The 19391-nt window shown below is 61.9% G+C and carries 17 protein-coding genes; 9 read left to right on the forward strand and 8 right to left on the reverse strand.

Annotated features, from left to right (window positions below):
- Positions 1 to 42 precede the first annotated feature (42 nt).
- On the reverse strand, positions 43 to 1434 hold the full coding sequence (locus BR24_RS13605) for a sigma-54-dependent transcriptional regulator (protein WP_496542026.1): 1392 nt from the start codon (positions 1432 to 1434) through the stop codon (positions 43 to 45).
- Complete coding sequence (locus BR24_RS13610) at positions 1427 to 3835, reverse strand: c-type heme family protein (RefSeq protein WP_496542027.1); 2409 nt, start codon at positions 3833 to 3835, stop codon at positions 1427 to 1429. Before BR24_RS13610 ends, BR24_RS13605 begins: the two co-directional genes overlap by 8 nt.
- 257 nt (positions 3836 to 4092) lie before the next feature.
- On the opposite strand from BR24_RS13610, the gene BR24_RS13615 reads away from it, so the two are divergent.
- From BR24_RS13615 to BR24_RS13635, 5 genes are read left to right on the forward strand one after another with little or no spacing between them, the layout of a single operon-like run.
- Positions 4093 to 5724: a YeiH family protein gene (locus BR24_RS13615; RefSeq protein ID WP_496542028.1), complete on the forward strand. Its 1632-nt coding sequence runs from the start codon at positions 4093 to 4095 to the stop codon at positions 5722 to 5724.
- Between the two features lie 14 nt (positions 5725 to 5738).
- Entirely contained in the window at positions 5739 to 5918 is a 180-nt protein-coding gene (locus BR24_RS13620) for a hypothetical protein (RefSeq protein ID WP_496542029.1), read from the forward strand.
- Between the two features lie 57 nt (positions 5919 to 5975).
- The gene (locus BR24_RS13625) at positions 5976 to 6422 is read left to right on the forward strand and encodes a universal stress protein (protein WP_496542030.1); all 447 of its coding nucleotides are present in this window, start codon (positions 5976 to 5978) and stop codon (positions 6420 to 6422) included.
- A 40-nt stretch (positions 6423 to 6462) separates the two neighbouring features.
- Entirely contained in the window at positions 6463 to 7041 is a 579-nt protein-coding gene (locus tag BR24_RS13630) for a hypothetical protein (protein ID WP_496542031.1), read from the forward strand.
- 12 nt (positions 7042 to 7053) lie between these two features.
- Positions 7054 to 7359 carry a hypothetical protein gene (locus tag BR24_RS13635; RefSeq protein WP_496542032.1) on the forward strand — a complete coding sequence of 102 codons (306 nt, stop codon included), beginning with the start codon at positions 7054 to 7056 and terminating at the stop codon, positions 7357 to 7359.
- 503 nt (positions 7360 to 7862) lie between these two features.
- Here the strand turns inward: BR24_RS13635 and BR24_RS13640 are convergent.
- The 6 genes from BR24_RS13640 to BR24_RS13665 all read right to left on the reverse strand — a co-directional run bounded on the left by BR24_RS13640 (position 7863) and on the right by BR24_RS13665 (position 13904).
- Positions 7863 to 9620 (reverse strand): ABC transporter substrate-binding protein, encoded by a 1758-nt coding sequence (locus tag BR24_RS13640; protein WP_496542033.1) that lies wholly within the window; start codon positions 9618 to 9620, stop codon positions 7863 to 7865.
- A 108-nt stretch (positions 9621 to 9728) separates the two neighbouring features.
- On the reverse strand, positions 9729 to 10001 hold the full coding sequence (locus tag BR24_RS13645; protein WP_496542034.1) for a DUF2160 domain-containing protein: 273 nt from the start codon (positions 9999 to 10001) through the stop codon (positions 9729 to 9731).
- A gap of 21 nt (positions 10002 to 10022) precedes the next feature.
- Entirely contained in the window at positions 10023 to 10826 is an 804-nt protein-coding gene (locus BR24_RS13650; protein WP_496542035.1) for a carbohydrate ABC transporter permease, read from the reverse strand.
- Complete coding sequence (locus tag BR24_RS13655) at positions 10823 to 11704, reverse strand: carbohydrate ABC transporter permease (RefSeq protein WP_018125623.1); 882 nt, start codon at positions 11702 to 11704, stop codon at positions 10823 to 10825. The genes BR24_RS13650 and BR24_RS13655 overlap by 4 nt, the downstream gene beginning before the upstream one ends.
- A gap of 11 nt (positions 11705 to 11715) precedes the next feature.
- A complete protein-coding gene (locus BR24_RS13660) occupies positions 11716 to 12804 on the reverse strand; it encodes an ABC transporter ATP-binding protein (protein WP_496542036.1) in 1089 nt (362 codons plus the stop codon).
- A gap of 17 nt (positions 12805 to 12821) precedes the next feature.
- On the reverse strand, positions 12822 to 13904 hold the full coding sequence (locus tag BR24_RS13665) for an ABC transporter ATP-binding protein (protein ID WP_496542037.1): 1083 nt from the start codon (positions 13902 to 13904) through the stop codon (positions 12822 to 12824).
- A 233-nt stretch (positions 13905 to 14137) separates the two neighbouring features.
- Between BR24_RS13665 and glpA the strand changes: the two genes are divergently transcribed.
- From glpA to BR24_RS13685, 4 genes are read left to right on the forward strand one after another with little or no spacing between them, the layout of a single operon-like run.
- Positions 14138 to 15691, forward strand: coding sequence for an anaerobic glycerol-3-phosphate dehydrogenase subunit GlpA (glpA, locus tag BR24_RS13670; protein ID WP_496542038.1), 1554 nt, complete (start codon positions 14138 to 14140; stop codon positions 15689 to 15691).
- Positions 15688 to 16968: a glycerol-3-phosphate dehydrogenase subunit GlpB gene (gene glpB, locus BR24_RS13675; protein WP_496542039.1), complete on the forward strand. Its 1281-nt coding sequence runs from the start codon at positions 15688 to 15690 to the stop codon at positions 16966 to 16968. The genes glpA and glpB overlap by 4 nt, the downstream gene beginning before the upstream one ends.
- Before the next feature lies 1 nt (position 16969).
- A complete protein-coding gene (locus BR24_RS13680; RefSeq protein ID WP_496542040.1) occupies positions 16970 to 18607 on the forward strand; it encodes a 4Fe-4S dicluster domain-containing protein in 1638 nt (545 codons plus the stop codon).
- Positions 18607 to 19386 carry a heterodisulfide reductase-related iron-sulfur binding cluster gene (locus BR24_RS13685; protein WP_496542041.1) on the forward strand — a complete coding sequence of 260 codons (780 nt, stop codon included), beginning with the start codon at positions 18607 to 18609 and terminating at the stop codon, positions 19384 to 19386. The genes BR24_RS13680 and BR24_RS13685 overlap by 1 nt, the downstream gene beginning before the upstream one ends.
- Positions 19387 to 19391: the final 5 nt, after the last annotated feature.

Genomic DNA, 19391 nt, shown 5'->3' on the forward strand with positions numbered 1-19391 from the left:
AAGGAATACAGGAGAAGGGACACAGGTCAAGCAAAGAGTTGACTAGCGGAAACGGTCAGGCGAGAGGTCGACGCGCTTGAGTATTTTCTGGAGCGCGACGCGGCTGAGTCCGCTGATACGCGCAGCCTCGGAGACGTTGCCGCCGGTGGCCTCCAGCAAACGCCGGGTGTAGGATCGCGTAAAATCGTCCACAACAGCCGCCTTGGCTTCCTTGTAGGAGGACAACTCGCCCGGCCCCTCCCCGGAGACGCCGTTTTCCGCCATGCGCACCACCGGCAGGGTCACGCGATCTCCGGCGGCGAACACGGCTAGCCGCCGCACGAAGTTCTGCAGCTCGCGCACATTGCCGGGCCACGGGCGGGCCGAGAGGTATCCCAAGGCCTCGGGACTGGGCTCCTTGGGCTTGGTGCCAAGCTCCGCACAGGTCATTTCAAGAAAGTGATGCACCAGCAGCGGGATGTCTTCGGTCCTCTCGCGCAGGGACGGGACGGTTACGGTGAGCACGTTCAGACGGTAATACAGGTCCTCGCGGAACTCGCCCTGGCGCATGCGCTCTTCAAGGTCGCGGTTGGTGCTGGCGAGAATCCGCACGTTGATGGGAACGTTTCGGCTCGCGCCCACCGGCCGAATCTCCTGCTCCTGAAGGCACCTGAGAAGTTTTGTTTGCAGTCCCATGGGCAGGTCGCCGATTTCGTCCAGCAGCAGGCTTCCGCCTTCGGCATTGACAAAGAGACCTTTTCTGGCTCGGTCCGCTCCGGTAAAGGCTCCCTTGACGTGGCCGAAGAGCTCGCTCTCCAGAAGGTGCTCGGGAATCGCAGGGCAGTTCACCGCCACCATGGGATTCTCGGTTCTTGCGCTCAGGCGATGCACCACGCGGGCCGCAAGCTCCTTGCCGGTTCCAGACTCGCCGAGGATGAGGACCGTGTAGTCGGACTGGGCCACGGCGGCCAACGAATCCTTGAACCTGCGTATGGCCGGGCTGTCCCCGACGATGCAGTCCATCTCGGTGCGGCAGGCCAGCAGGCTCCTGAGGCGTTCGTTTTCGCCCAGAAGCCGACTCCGCTCCAGCGCCTTTTCCGCCACTCGGAACAGGGCCTGCGGTTCCACCGGCTTGGTGAGGAAGTCGTAAGCCCCCTCCTTGAGCGCCCGCACCGCCTGTTCGATGGTTCCGTGCGCCGAGAGCATGACGATGGTTGTTCCGGGCCACTGATCGTTGATGCGGCTTACCAGCTCTATGCCGTCCATTTCGGGCATCTTCAGGTCCGAGATGACCACGTCGAACGGCAGGTCCTCCATGAACTCCAGCGCTTCCGCGCCGGAATGACAGGCCACTATGCGCTCATTCGGGTACCGGCTCTCCAGCAGGCGGGCAATTCCGCTTGCGAAATCCGGCTCGTCGTCCACAACGAGAATGCTTGTCTTGTCTTTAGCCATTCACTGTATCCTGATTGGCGCCTTGCGCCTTGTTGAAACGTATGGTGAACACCGCGCCGCCGTCATTGGCGACCTCGATGCTGCCGCCCATATCCTGCAACAGGCCGTAGACCACGGCCAGCCCGAGTCCGGTGCCCTTGCCCACTTCCTTGGTGGTGAAGAAGGGCTCGAACACGCTGTCCAGCACCTCGGGGGGAATGCCCGGACCGGAGTCGCTGACCTGCAGCGCGGGCCGCCCCAGCTCGTCCCGGAAGACACGGAAGAGGATGCTTCCGTCCTGAACCACGGCATGCAAGGCATTATTGAAGAGGTTTGCCAGTATCTGCCCGAGCGCCTGTCCGTCAACCGAGGCACCCTCGAATTGCGGGTCCACGTCAACGGCGACGTCGATATTGCGGTCCTTGGCCTGTACGCTGAGCACGTTCACGGTGTCCTCCACCGAACGGGCCAGGTCCACTTCCCCGCCTTCCTCGCCCTTGGCGGGGCGAGCGAAGTCAAGCAGATCGCGCAGCACGTTCTGGGCCTGCGTGGCGTGCTTGAGGATGACGTCGGCGTCGCGGCGGTTCTCATCTCCATGCGGGCCGTTCTTCAACAGTTCGCCGTAGCATTTGATAACGCCCAGAGGGTTGTTCATCTCGTGTGCGAGCCCCGCCGCGAAACGCCCCACCGTTGCGAGCTTCTCGCTCTGTCGGACGCGGGCCATCATGCGGCGCTCCGTCGTGACTTCGCGCACATAAACCACGGCACGGGAGTCGTCGGCCACGGGATAGAAGCCCACCACGAACTGACGGTTGTCCACGGACACCTCCTCGGTGGAGATCAGTCCGCGCCGCAGCGCCTCGGACGGGCAGTCGTCGCCCTTTCTCGCATACAGCACCGGCAGAAGTTCGGACACGCCCGCACCGCCGAGTTCCACGGCCAGATCACGGGCGGCGGCGTTGGCCACGACCACGGAACAGGAGCCTTCCAGCAGAAGCAACGGGTCGGCGATGCCTTCAACGATGGACTGAAGCATGTCCTTCTGACGCAAGAGGTTGTCCAGTGCGCCGAGGTTTTCCATGGCGATGCCGAGCTGGGTGCCCAGCGCGCGCATGATGTCGCGGTCCTTGTCCTCGAAAATGATGTCGCGGTCCCACCAAAGGGTGAGCAGCCCTTCCGAAGCCGTGGAGGTGGCCCCCACCGGCACGAAAGCCAGTCGCTTGCCGAGGAACGGCTCTCCTTCCACCAGAACATCCTTCCAGTTGTCCGGGAGCGGCGGGTGCTCCTGCTCCTCGGGCCACGCGTAGCGGTTCTGCGAAGCCAGCATACAGGTGAACTGCGCGCCCCGGGCATCGAAGCGGCGGGCCAGGAGCGGCAGGCAGTAGCGCCACATCTCCTTTCTGGATTGGCTTCGGTTCAGGCCGTCGATGAGCTGCACGAAGAGCGTGACGTCGGCCTTGCGTTCGAAGGCTTCCCGACTGAGTTGCTCCGTACGCATGGCAACGGTCCGCTCCAGATTCGCGGCGTTGTCGCGAAGCTGCTGCTGGACGGAGAGCAGGTGGTCGCCCAGCTCTTCCATGCCGTGCACCATTTCATCGATTTCGTCGGAGTGCTCCATGCGTTCGAGGGCCTGCACTTCATCCTTGCCGCCGAAGCGATCACGGAAAACCTGTGTCAGCCGTTTCAGGTTGGCGGAAACCAGCCTGTTGAAGAAGACCTGCACCACGGCGAAGAACATGATCATGCCCACGCCGTAGATGCCGATATAGCCCACGGTTGCGTCGCGTATCTGGGTGACGGCGTCGTCCACAGGAAAACCCACGAGGTCCACGCCGTCGATGGCGCCTGCCTCGCGTCCGAACCCGCGCTCCCTGCCGTACCGCTCCAGAAGCACCTGCGGCGCCTCTTCGGGCTCGCCATGGCAGTGCAGGCATTTCTTGTAGAAAGTGACGGGACGCGCGGTTATGAAAAATTCATCCTCGCCGATTCTGCGATACCCTTCCCACTCTTGCTGGTCCGGGTTCTGACGGAACCTGTCGAGCAGCTCCAGCTCGAGCCCCCTTGCCTCGTAGTCGGGATTGCGGGCGTTAACGGAGACACGGCGGTACAGGACCTCCGAATCCTCAAGGGTCACCCTGTCCATGACGTTTCTGGATATGAACGAGGAGCTCATGGCCTCAATGACGAATTCATCCTTGGGCAGCACCCCGAACATCTTGGGCCGCAGGTCCTCGCGCACGTAACGCTGGACGGAGTCGGCCTGCGCAAGGGCGAGCTTGGCCCGGTCGCGGACCTCGGAATCGAGCAGCGACTTGAGATGAAAGTACATGCTGGCGGAAAAGAACACGCCCATCACGAGGACAATGGTCCCAAGGCCGAGCAGGAACTTCACCTGCAGTGTCTGGGGCCTCAATACGGTCATCTGCGATACACCTCTGAATGGAAGAATAAGGGTTTCATACTAATGCCGGGATTCATTTGTGGCAAGGGCGGTGAGAAAAAGCCCCGCTTCGCATAGCCGGGGCAACACGTGCAAACAAAAGTATGCAATCACCTCTCGTCGTGTTTTTTTCGAAGTCAGCAAAATCAACATGTTACCAGCATGTGAAAGTTGGTACGCGGCTTGCCTAAGGGGGAGCAACCTTGTTTCAAACCCTAAACCCTCAGGGGAGGAGATTTATGGCAAGCTCTGATGTCGGACGTCCAAGCAACGTCCCCGTATGGATCCTCAGCGGCATCCTGCTGCTGTACGGATTCCTTGTTGCAAGCGGGGCTTTCACCCCGATGCTCAAGGCTCTCAATGTCCACAAATCCGTGGACCTCATGGAAGTGCTCGCATTCACTTTCGGCGGTCTCGGACTTGTAACCGCCATGCTGCGTGCCGGTCGCATGACCAAGCCCCAGACCAACCTGGACACCTTCGTCCTGGAAACCATCCCGGGCATCATGTTCATCGTCGCACTCGCCATGGGCATCCGTTGGTTCGCCGAGCCGATGGTGACGATGATGTCCAGCGCCCTGGTGCCGGTTCTCGGTTTCAAGATCCACAAGGTCCTGAACCTGAACTACGTCGTCCTGGGTATTCTGGTCGGTATCATTATCACCAACAGCTGGGGGATCCCCAAGTTCGCCGCCTCTGGCGTCAAGACCGCACGCTTCGTCCTGAAGATGGGCGTCATCCTGCTGGGTGCCCGTTACTCCTTCGCGGAACTGGCCAAGCTCGGCATGGTCTCCGTCTGGATGATCGGCTTCTTCGTTCTGGGAACCGTCTTCTTCGTGCTGTTCCTCGGCAAGGTCTTCAAGCAGCCCAAGTCCATGACCGGTGTCCTGTCCGCGGGCATGGGCGTCTGCGGCGTCTCCGCGACCGTTGCCTGCGCCCCGGTCGTCAAGGCCCGCTGCTCCGAAATGGCCTACACCATCGGTACCATCCTCGGCTTTGGTATCCTCTGCATGTTCGCCTTCCCGACCATCGGTAAGCTCGTCGGCATGAACGCGACGCAGTTCGGCGCATGGGCCGGTACCGGTATCCTGAACTCCGCTCAGGTCGCCGCCGCATGCCTCGCGTTCAACGCCGTTGACATCAAGACCCTCAAGGTCGGTGAAATCTTCAACATCACCCGCGTGCTGTTCCTGCCCATCATCGTTCTGGTGCTGGCAAGCTGGTTCGGCAAGGCCGCAGGTCAGAAGCTGTCCTTCAAGGAAGTTGTCATCGACAAGTTCCCCATCTTCATCATCGGCTTCCTCCTGCTGTTCTTCATGTCCTCCATCGGACTGTTCTCGCCCCCGGGCCACTACAAGGGCAAGTACCTCGACTTCAGCTACAACCAGCGCACCGAAGTCACCCCTGAAGAGCTCACCGTTCTCCAGAACGCCAAGCTCGAAGGCCTGCTGCCCGAAGAAAAAGCTGCCTACAACGACCTCGTGAAGCAGCATCAGATCGCCGGTAACTTCGAAAACCGCGACAACAAGGACCAGTTCGACGCCACCGCGCGCAAGCGCATGGCAGGCATCGAGTCCATCCTGGCACGCGCCAAGGGCAAGGAACTCACCATCAGCGCCGACGTGAAGTCCGCTCTGAAGCACGCCGTCAAGCAGGTCCACAAGAAGTCCAAGACCGTCGTCACCCTCACTGACGCCATGGTCTGGTTCTTTGCCTACGGCCTCATCGGCCTCGGCATGCAGATCACCCGCAAGTCCCTCGCTCAGGCGGGCGGCTGGCCGCTGGTGATGGGCGCCATTTCCGGCGTGACAAAGGCGACCCTGTCCTTCATTGTCGTCATGTACTTCGTCAAGGACGTCGTCCTTAAGTAAGTGGAGGAGTAATAATGGAAGAAAACGTGAAGCTTGAAAAAGAGAACTGCCCGGTCTCCGACGCGGACCAGCAGGACAACGAAGAACGCGCGCTCTCCGTCTTCGCCTCCGAAAAGAACGAAGACCTGACCGCACTCGTCCTGGTTCTCATTGTGACCTTCTTCGTGCTGCTTTTCACCAAGTGGCTCGTCTAAAATAACCCAACCCCGGGGGGAGTTCCCGAACTCCCCCCGGATACAAACGAGACAAGCATGTTCAAGAAAATCCTTCTCGCCACACACGGAACACCCGGAGCCCGCAAGGCCGAAGCCCTCGCTGCCGACTGGGCCGAACGGACCGGAGCCGAGCTGCTGGTGCTGAGCGTCGCCAACGAGGCATGGAAAGACATGACCTGCGACGACTGGCTCAACACCTCCACCACCCGCAACACCTTCGGCGGATACGTGGAGGGACAGATCAGCGCGGAAGTGGACCGTCTTCATTCACGCATTCGCGAGGACATGCAGGACATTTCCCCCCAGTTCGCCTGCGTGGTGGGCAAGCCTTTCGAGGCCATCGCCGCCGTCGCAGCCGAAACCGAAGCCGATGTCCTCGTCATCGGCGCCAGACAGAAGAAGCAGGCTCCGGGCTTCAAGGACCGGGTGACCGCCAAGGACCTCCACCCGCTGCTGCCCTGCCCGCTCGTCGTCGCCCCGTAAATACTTGGCTCCAAGACCGCGCAGAGATACAGTAAAGAATATGGATACCCCCACCGAAAACATCTGGATGCCCCTGAACCTGCCCTGGAAGCAGGACTTCTGGGAGGAGCTCAACTCCATGAAAACCATGCGGCTCAATCCGCACTGGCACATCACGGAGAGCGAGACAGTCAGAGGCACGGGAGACGGCGCGGCATACGACATCGACGATATTCTTTCGGATCGCCAGTACACGATCCATGTCATGACCGCGTCCGGTCCCGACCACTGGGAAGCCCGCTTTGGCGAAACCGGACTCGTCATCCGCGCCCGCTCGGAAGAGAACGGCGAGAACACCGCCCTCAGCTTCGAAATAGACCAACGTGACGAGGAACCGGTCATCAGCCGCGAGCAGGTCGCAAACCTCATCGAGCACTGGCTCCCCAGCATTCGCGAATACTATCGACTTTTCACCGCCGACACGTGGCGCAACCGCTTTTTCCGCTTCCTCATGAACAAGGTCATGCTCAGCATGAACCCCACGCAGCGCCGCATCTGCGCGTTCATGTTCAAGCTGACCGTTCTTGAAGCGTTGCTGATCATCGTGCTCGGCGTCGGTTTCTACTTTTATGCCAACTAAAGGAGGCACCCTGTGAACGACAACCGCTCCATGCTTTTCTGGCATTTTTTCGTCGGCCTCGGCGCCATAAGCTACCTCTCCATGGGATTCATGCTGCTGTACCAATACGCCGCCGTGACCATGGACCTTCCCGGCCGCTTCCTGACCGTGCTTCACGACGCCAGCGGCGACTGGTGGCTGGACATCCAGTGGTCTCACCCGGTCATGATCGGGTGGGCCGCCTGCGCCTTTATCGCCGCCTGCGGGTACGCCTTCTGGAAACGCAACGACAAGCGCTCCTACCGCGAACCCGAAGTGGAGAGCCAGCCCGGATTCTAGAATAGCGGACTCAGTCCCTTCCGACGACGCACTACGTCAACCTTACGGAATGCCGGCCCCCCATCCCCTGTATTCCGGTTGTGTCGCTCCGAAACGGTAGGGACTTTTTCCATACCCTGTTGAAGCCCCCTCTCAGCCGGTGCGCGGAACGCCCCATTCCGCGCACCGGCACCCCTTTTTCGAATCACTTACGAGCCACCCCCTCAAATTACAGCCTGCGACTTTCTGGCACAAAAGTCCCGGACGCCCTCGCAGGTGCAACGGGTTTCCCCACTCTCCCGCATGGCAAAGCCTCTTTTCAGCTGTCTTGCTGTCTCGCTGTCTCGCTGTCTCGCTGTCTCGCTGTCTCGCTGTCTCGCTGTCTCGCTGTCTCGCAAGCACACCACGCTCTTCGCGGGCGAGTGTCCAGCAACTATTGCTTCCATCCCTCTCGCTAACCACGAAGCACAAAAAAAGGGAGCATCCAGAAGGATGCTCCCCGTATTCGTCAGTTGGTGCGTACCTTAGCGGACGCGACCTTCACGCCAAGCCTGAAGCAGCTCGTCGTACTTGACGGTTTCGCCCTGCGGCTTCTCGTTGTCCAGCTTGGGCTTGGGAGCGCCGGGCTGGTTCAGCCAGTATTCGCGGGACTTCTTGGGATTCAGCTTGGGACCGCACTCGCCGAGGACGTCCGCACGCTCGAGGCGGGCAAGGACCTTGTCCATTGCAGCGGCAAGGTTGTCCATGGCTTCCTGCGGGGTCACTTCACCGGACAGGGTTTCACCGATGTTCTGCCACCAGAGCTGTGCCAGCTTGGGGTAGTCGGGAACGTTGGTGCCGGTCGGGGTCCATGCCACGCGGGCCGGGCTGCGGTAGAACTCGACCAGTCCGCCGAGCTTCGGAGCCATTTTGCCCATTTCCTCGGTCATGAGGTCGGATTCACGGATGGGAGTCAGGCCTTCCATGGTCTTCTTGAGGGAAGTGGTCTTGGCCACGCAGAACTGGGCATAGAGCCAGGCAGCCTTCAGGCGCTTTTCCGGGGTGGACTTCAGGAACGTCCAGGAACCGCAGTCCTGATAGCCGAGCTTCATGCCTTCTTCCCAGTAGGGACCGTGCGGGGACGGAGCCATGCGCCACTTGGGCAGCCCGTTTTCGTCCACGACCGGCGTGCCGGGCTTGGACATGTCCGCGGTGAACGCGGTGTACCAGAACATCTGCTGAGCGATGTGACCCTGTGCGGGGACCGGGCCGGACTCATAGAAGGTCATGCCCAGCGCTTCCGGCGGAGCATACTTCTGCAGCCATTCCATGTATTTGGTCAGAGCGTAGACGGCAGCGGGGCCGTTGGTGGCGCCGCCGCGGGCAACGGATGCGCCTGCGGGACGGCAGTCTTCCACGCGGATTCCCCATTCGTCGACGGGCTTGCCGTTGGGCAGCCCCTTGTCGCCGGCACCGGCCATGGAGAGCCATGCGTCGGTGAAGCGCCAGCCGAGGTCGGGGCTCTTCTTGCCGTAGTCCATGTGACCGTAAACGCGAACACCATCGATTTCCTTCACTTCGTTGGTGAAGAAGTCGGCGATGTCTTCATAAGCGGACCAGTTCACGGGAACGCCCAGCTCGTAGCCGTACTTTTCCTTGAACTTGGAACGCAGTTCGGGGTCCTGGAACCAGTCATAGCGGAACCAGTACAGGTTCGCGAACTGCTGGTCGGGCAGCTGGTAGAGCTTGCCGTCGGGACCGGTGGTGAAGGAGGTACCGATGAAGTCGTCGAGATCCAGAGTCGGCAGGGTGACGTCCTTGCCATCGCCGACCATGAAGTCGGACAGCGGCAGCACGAAGCCGTAACGCATGTGGGTACCGATCAGGTCGGAGTCGTTGATGTAGCCGTCATAGATGTTCTGACCGGACTGCATCTGCGTCTGGATCTTCTCGATCACGTCACCTTCACCCAGTAGGTCGTGGGTGACCTTGATGCCGGTGATTTCGGCGAAGGCCTTGGCCAGCACCTTGGATTCGTACTCGTGAGTCGCGATGGTTTCGGAAACCACCTTGATGTCCATGCCGCGGAACGGTTCGGCAGCCTGAATGAACCATTCCATTTCCTTCATCTGCTCTTCCTTGCTCAGACTGGAAGGCTGGAATTCGGAATCGACCCATTTCTTGGCAGCCGCTTTGTACTGGGCGTCATCGGCCGAGCTCACCGTAGCAGTGAGCATGAAGGCCATCATGACCGCGAAGGTCACGACGATGCGCCAGTGTGATTTGGAAAGACGTGAGACCATAACCTATCCTCCCTGGTTAGAATGTTGCTTGTAACATCCTTAACAACATCCGCTCGACCTCCACAGTAAAGGCCTCACGGATTCAAACCGCAGTTTTTTACCCCTGTCCTACCCCCAACGCATGACCGTGGCAACCCATGCGGCGGCGATACCCACTCCGTACCAGAGCGGCAGATCCGTCAGCCCGAGCCATGCGAGGCAGATGTAGCCGCTGCCGAGCAGACCGATGAAGAGACGGTCTCCCCTTGTGGTGACGATGGGCAGAAAGCCCTTGCGCGCCACAGTGGGGGAAAGCACCTCCCACACGGTCATGCAGCAGAGCATGACCCCTATGAAGACGAAGAACCAGGCCGTAACCGGCGTCCATACCATCCATTGCATAACTGTACCTCCGTCTTCCTTCTACACCCGGCCCAGGGCGAAGCCCTTGGCCATGTAGTTGCGGACGAACCAGATGACGATGGCGCCCGGGATCATGGTCAGCACGCCGGCGGCGGCCAGTCCGCCCCAATCCATGCCGGAAGCCGAGACCGTGCGGGTCATGGTTGCGGCGATGGGCTTGGCATTGACCGCGGTGAGCGTACGCGCCAGCAGCAGTTCCACCCAGCTGAACATGAAGCAGAAAAAGGCGGTGACGCCAATGCCTGAACGAATCAGCGGGATGAAGATGGTGGTGAAGAACCTCGGGAAGCTGTAACCGTCGATGAACGCGGTCTCGTCGATTTCCCTCGGAACGCCGGACATGAAACCTTCCAGAATCCAGACCGCGAGCGGCACGTTGAACAGGCAGTGCGCCAGCGCAACCGCGATGGACGTGTCGAACAGTCCGACGGTCTGGTAGAAGTTGAAGAACGGCAGCAGAAACACCGCCGGGGGGGCCATCTTGTTGGTCAGCAACCAGAAGAACATGTGCTTGTCGCCCAGGAAATTGTAACGGGAGAACCCGTACGCCGCGGGCAGCGCCACCGAAAGGGAGATGATGGTGTTCAGCGCCACGTACTTCATGGAGTTGATATAGCCGGTGTACCACGAGGGATCGGTAAAGATCATGGCGTAGTTCGCCAGCGTGAAGTTCTCGGGCAGCAGATTGAAGACCGAGAGGATTTCGTCCGTCGTCTTGAAGGACATGTTGACGAGCCAGTAGATCGGCAACAGCAGGAAGAACAGATAACAGATGAGAGCAAGCGTGCGTTTTCTTATCCTCATTGCTCCTCTCCTTTACCGAGGTTGATGATCGAGGTGTAGAACACGAAGCAGATCAGCAGCACGATCAGGAAGTAGATCAGTGAGAACGCCGCTGCCGGGCCCACGTCGAACTGCCCCACGGCCATCTTGGTAAGGAACTGGCTGAGGAAGGTGGTCGAGTTGCCCGGTCCGCCGCCGGTGAGGACGAACGGTTCCGTGTAGATCATGAAGCTGTCCATGAAACGAAGCAGCAGCGCGATGAGCAGCACGCCTCGCATCTTGGGAAGCTGAATGTAGCGGAAAACCGCGAACCGCGAGGCTCCGTCGATCTTGGCCGCCTGATAGTAGGCTTCCGGGATCGCCTGAAGTCCGGCATAACACAGCAGGACGATGAGCGGCGTCCAGTGCCAGACGTCCATAATCAGGACTGTCAGCCAGCTGTGAACCGGGTCGGCGGTGTAGTTGTAGGATATGTTCAGCACCTCGTTCAGGGTCACGCCGGCCAGCCCGATGTCCGGACGGCTGAAGACCACCCAGATGGTGCCGACAACGTTCCAGGGAATCAGAAGCGGCAACGCCAGCAGCACCAGACAGGTGGATGCGGCAACGCCCTTTTTCCTCGGCAGCGTGAGCGCCACGGCGATTCCCAACGGAATCTCGATGGCCAGAACACAGAACGAGAAGGTCATCTGTCGGAACAGGGCGTCGTGCAAACGCTCGCTCCGGAGCATTTCCTTATACCACTCGGGGCCGACGAACACGCTCATTCCCGGCCCGAGGATGTCCTGAACCGAGTAGTTCACGACAGTCATGAGCGGGATGATGGCGCTGAACGCGACCACGAGGAACACGGGCAGGATGAGGAACCAGGCCCGGTTGTCAGACCATTTCTGCTGCATGCTTCCTCCCCCTATTTGGCCAGCCGGCCGTCGATGAAGATCTTGATCTTTTCCGGCGGCAGGAACACCTTGCAATCGTCCGCAGGGAGCTCCTGATCCTCGGACACGCGGGCCTTGAAGCTCGCGTCGCCCAGAGACAGGGTGACGATCTTGGCGCTACCCTGATCCTCGACGTTGGTGATCCTGGCATCGAGCCCCTCGGCGTCCTTGCCGCGAATCTCAATGTACATGGGCCGGATGCCGAGCTCCACCTTCGACGAGCCGGAGGCGTCCGCCGCACGGCGCGTGCCAACGCCCGGAACGGGAATCTCCAGTCCGGCCGCCTTGGCGACGCCGTCTGCAACGGTACACTCCACGAAGTTCATGCCCGGGCTGCCGATGAAGTACCCCACGAACGTATGCTCGGGGTGCTCGAAGAGCTCTTCGGGCGTGCCTATCTGCACCAGCTCGCCCTCGTACATGACAACGATCTTGTCGGCGAAGGTCATGGCCTCCACCTGATCGTGCGTCACGTAGATGAGCGTGTGCTCGAAGCGCTTGTGGATTTCCTTGAGTTTGCGGCGAAGCTGCCACTTGAGGTGAGGGTCGATGACGGTGAGCGGTTCGTCAAAGAGAATCGCCGCCACATCGGAGCGGACAAGCCCCCGGCCAAGCGAAATCTTCTGCTTTGCGTCCGCGGAAAGCCCGGCCGCCCGCTTGTTCAGGTCGGCGGAGAGGTCGAGGCTGTCCGCGATCTCCAGCACCCGCTTGTTGACCTGATCCTTGGGAACCTTCCGGTTCTTCAGGGGGAAGGCCAGATTTTCGTACACCGTCATGGTGTCGTAGAGCACCGGAAACTGGAATACCTGAGCGATGTTCCGTTTTTCCGGCGGCAGCTGGGTCACATCCTTGCCGTCATACAGGACCTTTCCGTGCGAGGGCACGAGCAGTCCGGAAATGATGTTGAGCATGGTGGTCTTGCCGCAACCGGACGGCCCGAGCAGGGCGTAGGCCCCGCCGTCGTCCCAGGTGGTGTGAATACGCTTGAGGGCGTAATCATCGGGCACCTTGGGATTGGCCATGTAGCTGTGGGCAAGCTCATCGAGTTCAATGCGCGCCATTGCGCTCCTCCCGAAGTCTAGTCGGCCCGCACCGGGGAAACCAGCAGGTTGCCCGATTCGCCGAAAACATAAAAGTCGTTGGGATCAAGATAGACCGACACCTCGTCGCCCACGCCGTACTGATGCACGCCGACCTCCTGCGCCACCAGCGGCACATTTTCGTAGGTCATGTGAACGAACGTCTCGGATCCGTTGATCTCCGAAAGCCCCACTGTGCCGTCGAAGCGCACGGTCCTGCCTTCCTGCCCCTTGAGGAACAGGCGGTTGGACCGCATGCCGAAGCGGTACTTGCCCGGCTCCAGGTCAGCCAGTCGCCCCTGCTGCGGAATGACCTGCCCGTCGCCGATGCGCACCTTCCCGTCCTCGATAACGGCGGGCACGAAGTTGATCGGCGGGTCGCTGAACACTTCGGCGACCTTGGTGGTGGCCGGGTTCAGGTAGACCTCCGCGGTGGGCCCCGTCTGCAGGATGCGCCCCTCGTGCATGACGATGATATCACCGCCGAGCATGAGCGCCTCCGTGGGTTCGGTCGTGGTATAGACCACGATGGACTCCCGGCGTTCGAAGATCTGCTGCAATTCCTCGCGCAGCTCTTCCCGCAACTTGTAGTCCAGGTTGACCAGCGGCTCGTCGAGCAGCAGCAGCTCCACCCTCTTCACCAACGCGCGTGCGATGGCACAACGCTGCTGCTGACCGCCGGAAAGTTCCGCGGGCAGCCTGTCGAGCAGGTGCTCGATGTGCAGCATCTTCGCGGCCTCCTGCACGCGCCGCTTGATCTCGGCCCGCGCGGTCCCCGCAATCTTCAGCGGCGACGCTATGTTTTTGAAAACAGAGAGGGAGGGATAGTTTATGAACTGTTGATAGACCATGGCCACGCTTCGCTTGCGAACCGACATGCCCGTCACGTCCACGTCGTTCATCACGACGGAGCCGTTGGTTGGTCGATCCAGCCCCGCCATGATGCGGAGCAGCGAGGTCTTCCCGGCCAGCGTCCGCCCCAGCAAAACGTAACGCCTGCCGGGCTCCAGTTCGAGGTTGATGTCTTTTAAATGAATTTCCTGTCCGACATATTTGTCGACGTCCTTAAGAACAAGCCCCATATGCACACTCCAGCATTCAACTTTCGGTTCCGTAAGCTCAAACCGAAGAACCAGCGAAACGTAACACCTGTTTAACACAGTCTCAACAAAAAACACTCTCCAACTCTGAAAATTCACAAGCAAATCGCGATTTGCGAAACCGCAATTCGCCACCGGGAAAAATCCGTGGCGATTCAGCTCTCCATCTGCTAGTTTGGTCCTCCGAAAATGCGGCACCATTGGAGCTGAAACACATGGAAACACAAGTGCTGATCATCGGCGGCGGCGCCACCGGCACCGGGCTGCTCAGGGACCTTGCCCTGCGCGGCGTCCCCTGCCTGCTGATAGAAAAACGCGACCTCAACGCCGGTGCATCCGGCGGCAACCACGGTCTGCTGCACAGCGGCGGCCGATATGTCTCCGGCGACGCCGAGGCGGCCATCGAATGCCGGGAAGAGGGCGAACTCCTCAAGAGGCTCGCTCCGCAATGCATTGAAGAGACCAACGGCCTTTTCGTGGCCGTGGAAGGCGACGACGAGGGGTTCGCCTCGGAATTTCCCTCCCACTGTTCGCGCTGCAACATACCCTGCGAAGAAATCGACCCCGAGGAAGCCAGGCGGGTGGAACCGTATCTTTCCGAAAGGACCGTCGCGGCCTACGAGGTGGAAGACGGAGCCATAGACCCCTTCATGCTCGCGCTGGACAACGTGGCGCACGCCGCGACATTCGGGGCAAGGGTCATGCGCAACACGCGCGTTACCGCCTTCGACACCGACGGCGGACGCATCACGCGAGTGCACGTCTTCGACGAGACCGAAAAGTGCGAGCGCACCATCGAGGCCGAGGTCGTGGTCAACGCTTCCGGCGCCTGGGCCGGTGAGGTCGCTGCCATGGCGGGAGCGCAGGTCGGCGTGGTCTGCTCCAAGGGCACGCTGCTCGTGACGCAGGACCGACTCTCGACCCGCGTCATCAATCGGCTCCGCAAACCTTCGGACGCGGACATTCTCGTCCCGGGCGGAACAGTGTCGATTCTCGGCACCACCAGCGTCAGGGTCGACTCTCCCGACGACGCCGTCCCCACGCGTGAAGAGTGCGTCCGGCAGGTTGAGGACGCCATGCGGATGATGCCGGTGCTGGAGACCACGCGCTACGTCAGGGCCTACGCGGGCATTCGCCCGCTCATCAGCCTCGGCGGCAGTGACGACCGCAACGTGAGCCGCGGCTTCTCGCTCGTGGACCACTCCGACGAAAACATCGACAATTTTATCACCATATCCGGCGGCAAGCTCACCACCTACCGCCTCATGGCCGAAAAGACGGCCGACATGGTCTGCGCCAAGATCGGCGTCTCCAAACCGTGCGTGACCCGCACCGAGCCGCTGCCGTCCTCCGTTTCGGGACGCTGGACCGAACCCGGCCGCGCCCCTCGCGAGTTCGCTACCGGCGACGCCAGAAGCGAGGTCATGCTCTGTGAGTGCGAGCTCATACCGCGGTCGGTCATCGGCGAGGTGGTCCGTGGACTCGGCGACATGCGCGGCAGGTCGGCGCTGAACGCGGTCAACCTGCGCAGCCGCATGGGCAAAGGCCCGTGTCAGGGCGCCTTCTGCGGCCCGAGGGTTACTTCATTTCTCTATGACGAGGCAGTGGTCAGCGGCATGGACGGTCTCGCGGAGCTCAAATCCTTCACCCAGCGCCGCTGGAAAGGCCAGCGCCCCGTCATGTGGGGCCGCACCGCCGAGCAGACCGAGCTTCAGGAAGCGCTGCACTGCGCCCTGTTGGAACTGGAACTCACCGGAGATCAAGAATGATCGACATATCCTGCGATGTGATGGTCATCGGGGCCGGGCATGCCGGAATGGCCGCCGCCCTCTTCGCCGCACAGAAGGGGCTGTCGGTCGCCCAGGCCGGGACCACCGGAGGCATCGACTTCGGCAGCGGCTTCATAGACGTGCTCGGGGTGCATCCGGCAGCGAAACTGCTGGAGCACGACGACCCGTGGGCGGCCATGGACTCCCTGCGCCGAGAGATCCCGGACCACCCGTACGCCCGGCTCAAGACCGACGACATCAAGGAATCGCTGCGCGAATTCATCGCGTTTCTCGACGCTCAGGGGCTGCCCTACGGCGGCGACGGCAAGACAAACCTGCGCCTGCCCACTCCGGCGGGCACGGTAAAGCGCACCTGCCGGGCCCCGCAGACCATGATCCCCGGCGCCGACGCGCTGGGACGCAAGGCCCCCTGCCTCGCCGTGGCCTTCGACGGCCTCAAGGGGTTCAGCGGGCACCAACTCACCGAAACGCTGGGCAGGCACTGGCCCGCCCTCAGATCCGCCACCATCCGGTTTCCGGGGCTGGACGGAGAGCTGTTCCCCGAACACATGGCCCTCGCGCTCGCCGACGCCAAACGGCGCGAAGCGCTTGCCGAGGCTGTCCGCCCGCACCTCGGTGACGCGGGGTTCGTGGCCTTCCCCGCCATGCTGGGCATCCTTGACTGCACGAAGGTGACGACGCACCTTTCGGAACTGCTGGGCGCCACCGTCTTCGAGATCCCCACGCTCCCGCCGCCCATCATGGGAACCCGGCTGCGTGCCGCCTTCGACCACGGGCTCCCCGCCCTCGGGGTGCGCACCCTCAGCCAGAAAACGGTCCGGGGCACGCAGAAGCATCCGTCCGGCGGGTTCACCTTCACCGTCGGCGGCGCGCGGGACGAATACCGGGTGTCCGCCCGTTCAGCCATCCTTGCCACCGGCCGCTACTTCGGCAAAGGGCTCCGGCAGGAGATGCACGGCATCCGCGAGACCGTCTTCGACATCCCCGTAGCGCAGCCGTCCGGTCCCGAGGAATGGTATTCGGAAAAGTTCTTCGATCCCAAAGGACACCCCGCGGACCGCTCGGGCGTCCGTTTCGACTCCAGCTTCCGCCCACTCGGGCCCGACGGACAGGTCTATCATCAGAACCTGCGGGCCGCAGGAGCCATCCTGTGCGGACACGACTGGATACGCGAAAAATGCGGCACCGGGCTCGCGGTGGCCACGGCCTGGAAAGCCGTACAGTCTTTGACCGAGCAGCTAGGGGGAGGCAACTGACATGGACCTGTTCTACGCCGCCCTCCTTCCCGTTCTCGCCCTGGCGGTGCTCGGCCTCGCCTTCCGCGCAGCCCGCGCCATGCGCTCCCGGCTCGACGGCGTGACCGGACTCAAGGAACGGCTTTCCGCCCTTCCCGGCATCGCGGCAACGCTGCTCTCACCCAAGGGCTGGTTCGACATCCTGACGCTGCGCCGCTCCTTCGGCGGCGGTCCGTGGCGCTGGATAACGGCGGCCCTGATACACGCGGGATTCGTGGGGCTGCTGGTTGTTCACGCCTTCGGCCCGTGGACCGCGAACCTTTTCGACCTGTACTACGAGGCCACGCTCGATCCGTTCTATTTTCTGAGAGATGTCTTCGGCTTCATGCTCTGCCTCGGGCTGCTGATGGTCATCTGGCGCAGGCTTTTCATGCCGCGTCTCAGACGCATCACCCGCCCCATGGACTGGGCCCTGCTGATCGTCGTGGCGGGCATCGGGCTTTCCGGCGTGTTCTGGCAGGCTGCGAAGTCCGTCTCTCCCGCAGCGTTCGAGCGCATGACCGACGAATACTTTTACGGCGGGGAAGAAGAACTCGCCGCCCTCAAGGCTGTCTGGACCGTCGATTACGACGTGGTCTTCCCCCGGCGACCCGACACGTCGCCGGAAACGCTGGAGCTGGGCCGCGAACTCAATGCGGACTCCTGCTCCAGCTGTCACGCCCCCGCGTCTTCGGCCTTCATGTCGTCGGCGGTGGCGAAGGCGCTGTCGCCGGCCGCACCGGCGCTGGAACGCGTCGACGCGGCCGCAGCGCTCGGAACGCTTCACGGCTTGTTCATTCTCGCGGGGATACTGCTGCTGCCCATCGGCAAGTTCGCCCACGTGGTGACCACGCCGCTGAACCTGCTCAGACGTCGCGGCAGGAGCGGTTCCGAAGCAGACCGCAAACGCGCTGCCGGCGAGATGGAAGCCGCGCGTCAGGAAGGGCTTGCCGCCTGCACCCACTGCGGGGAGTGCTCCCTGCGGTGCAGCGTGGCCCCGGCCTACGACGTGCTCGGCATCAGGCCGGTGCTCCCTTCGGAGAAACTCGCGGACCTGGGAGCATACGCCTCCGGCCGCCTCACCGGCAAACGACTCGACGACTTCGGCTCCGGCAGCCGCATCTGCTCCCAGTGCGGGCGATGCACCGACGTATGCCCCTCCGGCATCGACCTGCAGGACCTCTGGCTTTCCTCGCTCGAGCGCCTGAAGGAGGAAAAACTGGCCGGACCGCAATACTACATGCCCGGCAAGTCTCCCTCGCAACGCATGACCGCCCTCCGCGGACTGGCCGAATCAAAAGCCGAACGCGCCCGGTCCGAGAAGCTCGTGGCGCGCAAGGAGTCGTATCTCGGATGCGTTCAGTGCACCACGTGCACCAGTGTCTGCACCGTGGTCAACGCAAGCGCCAACCCCGCCCGCGAACTGGATTTCACGCCCCAGCAGGTCATGAACCTGCTGCGCATGGGGCTGGTGGACCACGCGCTGGGCGCGGGAATGACGTGGAACTGCGTCACCTGCTACAAGTGTCAGGAACACTGTCCGCAGGGCGTCCCGGTTGCGGACGTGCTGTTTGAGCTTCGCAACATCGCCAACGCACGGCTCCGAGAAGGAGAGGACTGATGCAATTCGCCTGGTTTCCGGGATGCAAGATATCATACCATCAACCGCAGTACGGCCGGGACGCTCTGGACGTATGCGCTGCGCTCGGGCTGCAGCCCTCCTCCATGGAATTCAACTGCTGCGGCTGGCCGCTCAGGCAGGAGAGCCTCCGCACATCCGCGCTGGCTGCTGCGCGCAACTTTGCCCTTGCCCACGCAGCGGGGCTGGACATCGTCACCCCGTGCAAATGCTGTTACGGCAACCTCAAGGTCATGGCGCACAAGCTTCAGACACTGCCGGAATTGCGCACGACGGTTGATGCACACCTCCAGTCGGAAGGACTTTCCTTCACCGAAATCCCGAGAGTGCTCCACCTGCTCACCGTCATGGACCGAAAACTCGACCGGCTCAGGGAGCTTGCGGGCAACGGCCTCGGCGGCAGCCCGGTGGCGGCCAGCTACGGCTGTCACGCCTTGAGACCCTCCGAAGCCACGGATTTCGACGATCCGCTGGCGCCGACGGTTTTCGAGCGAGTCCTCAGGGCGCTGGGGGCCGACCCTGTCCCGTGGCAGCTGCGCGTTGAGTGTTGCGGACACTTCATGCGCGACCGCAACGACGCCATGGCCGACTCCATCGGGTTGGGCAAGCTGCGGGGCGCGGCAGGAGCGGGAGCCGAAACCGTGGCAACGGCCTGCACCTATTGCCAGATGCAGTTCGAAGGCCTGACCGGCGACGAGGACCTGCCTGCCGCCGAGACGGTGGCTTCGCTGGCGCTCAGGGCTATGGGGCGCAAGGACTGATCGAA

This window comes from Pseudodesulfovibrio halophilus DSM 5663, from assembly GCF_059568665.1.

What these genes read in the sequence shown, in the direction of transcription:
- BR24_RS13605 (WP_496542026.1), bottom strand. Translation starts at nt 1,434, where the DNA reads ATGGCTAAAGACAAGACAAGCATTCTCGTTGTGGACGACGAGCCGGAT.
- BR24_RS13610 (WP_496542027.1), bottom strand. Translation starts at nt 3,835, where the DNA reads ATGACCGTATTGAGGCCCCAGACACTGCAGGTGAAGTTCCTGCTCGGC.
- BR24_RS13615 (WP_496542028.1), top strand. Translation starts at nt 4,093, where the DNA reads ATGGCAAGCTCTGATGTCGGACGTCCAAGCAACGTCCCCGTATGGATC.
- BR24_RS13620 (WP_496542029.1), top strand. Translation starts at nt 5,739, where the DNA reads ATGGAAGAAAACGTGAAGCTTGAAAAAGAGAACTGCCCGGTCTCCGAC.
- BR24_RS13625 (WP_496542030.1), top strand. Translation starts at nt 5,976, where the DNA reads ATGTTCAAGAAAATCCTTCTCGCCACACACGGAACACCCGGAGCCCGC.
- BR24_RS13630 (WP_496542031.1), top strand. Translation starts at nt 6,463, where the DNA reads ATGGATACCCCCACCGAAAACATCTGGATGCCCCTGAACCTGCCCTGG.
- BR24_RS13640 (WP_496542033.1), bottom strand. Translation starts at nt 9,620, where the DNA reads ATGGTCTCACGTCTTTCCAAATCACACTGGCGCATCGTCGTGACCTTC.
- BR24_RS13645 (WP_496542034.1), bottom strand. Translation starts at nt 10,001, where the DNA reads ATGCAATGGATGGTATGGACGCCGGTTACGGCCTGGTTCTTCGTCTTC.
- BR24_RS13650 (WP_496542035.1), bottom strand. Translation starts at nt 10,826, where the DNA reads ATGAGGATAAGAAAACGCACGCTTGCTCTCATCTGTTATCTGTTCTTC.
- BR24_RS13655 (WP_018125623.1), bottom strand. Translation starts at nt 11,704, where the DNA reads ATGCAGCAGAAATGGTCTGACAACCGGGCCTGGTTCCTCATCCTGCCC.
- BR24_RS13660 (WP_496542036.1), bottom strand. Translation starts at nt 12,804, where the DNA reads ATGGCGCGCATTGAACTCGATGAGCTTGCCCACAGCTACATGGCCAAT.
- BR24_RS13665 (WP_496542037.1), bottom strand. Translation starts at nt 13,904, where the DNA reads ATGGGGCTTGTTCTTAAGGACGTCGACAAATATGTCGGACAGGAAATT.
- glpA (WP_496542038.1), top strand. Translation starts at nt 14,138, where the DNA reads ATGGAAACACAAGTGCTGATCATCGGCGGCGGCGCCACCGGCACCGGG.
- glpB (WP_496542039.1), top strand. Translation starts at nt 15,688, where the DNA reads ATGATCGACATATCCTGCGATGTGATGGTCATCGGGGCCGGGCATGCC.
- BR24_RS13680 (WP_496542040.1), top strand. Translation starts at nt 16,970, where the DNA reads ATGGACCTGTTCTACGCCGCCCTCCTTCCCGTTCTCGCCCTGGCGGTG.
- BR24_RS13685 (WP_496542041.1), top strand. Translation starts at nt 18,607, where the DNA reads ATGCAATTCGCCTGGTTTCCGGGATGCAAGATATCATACCATCAACCG.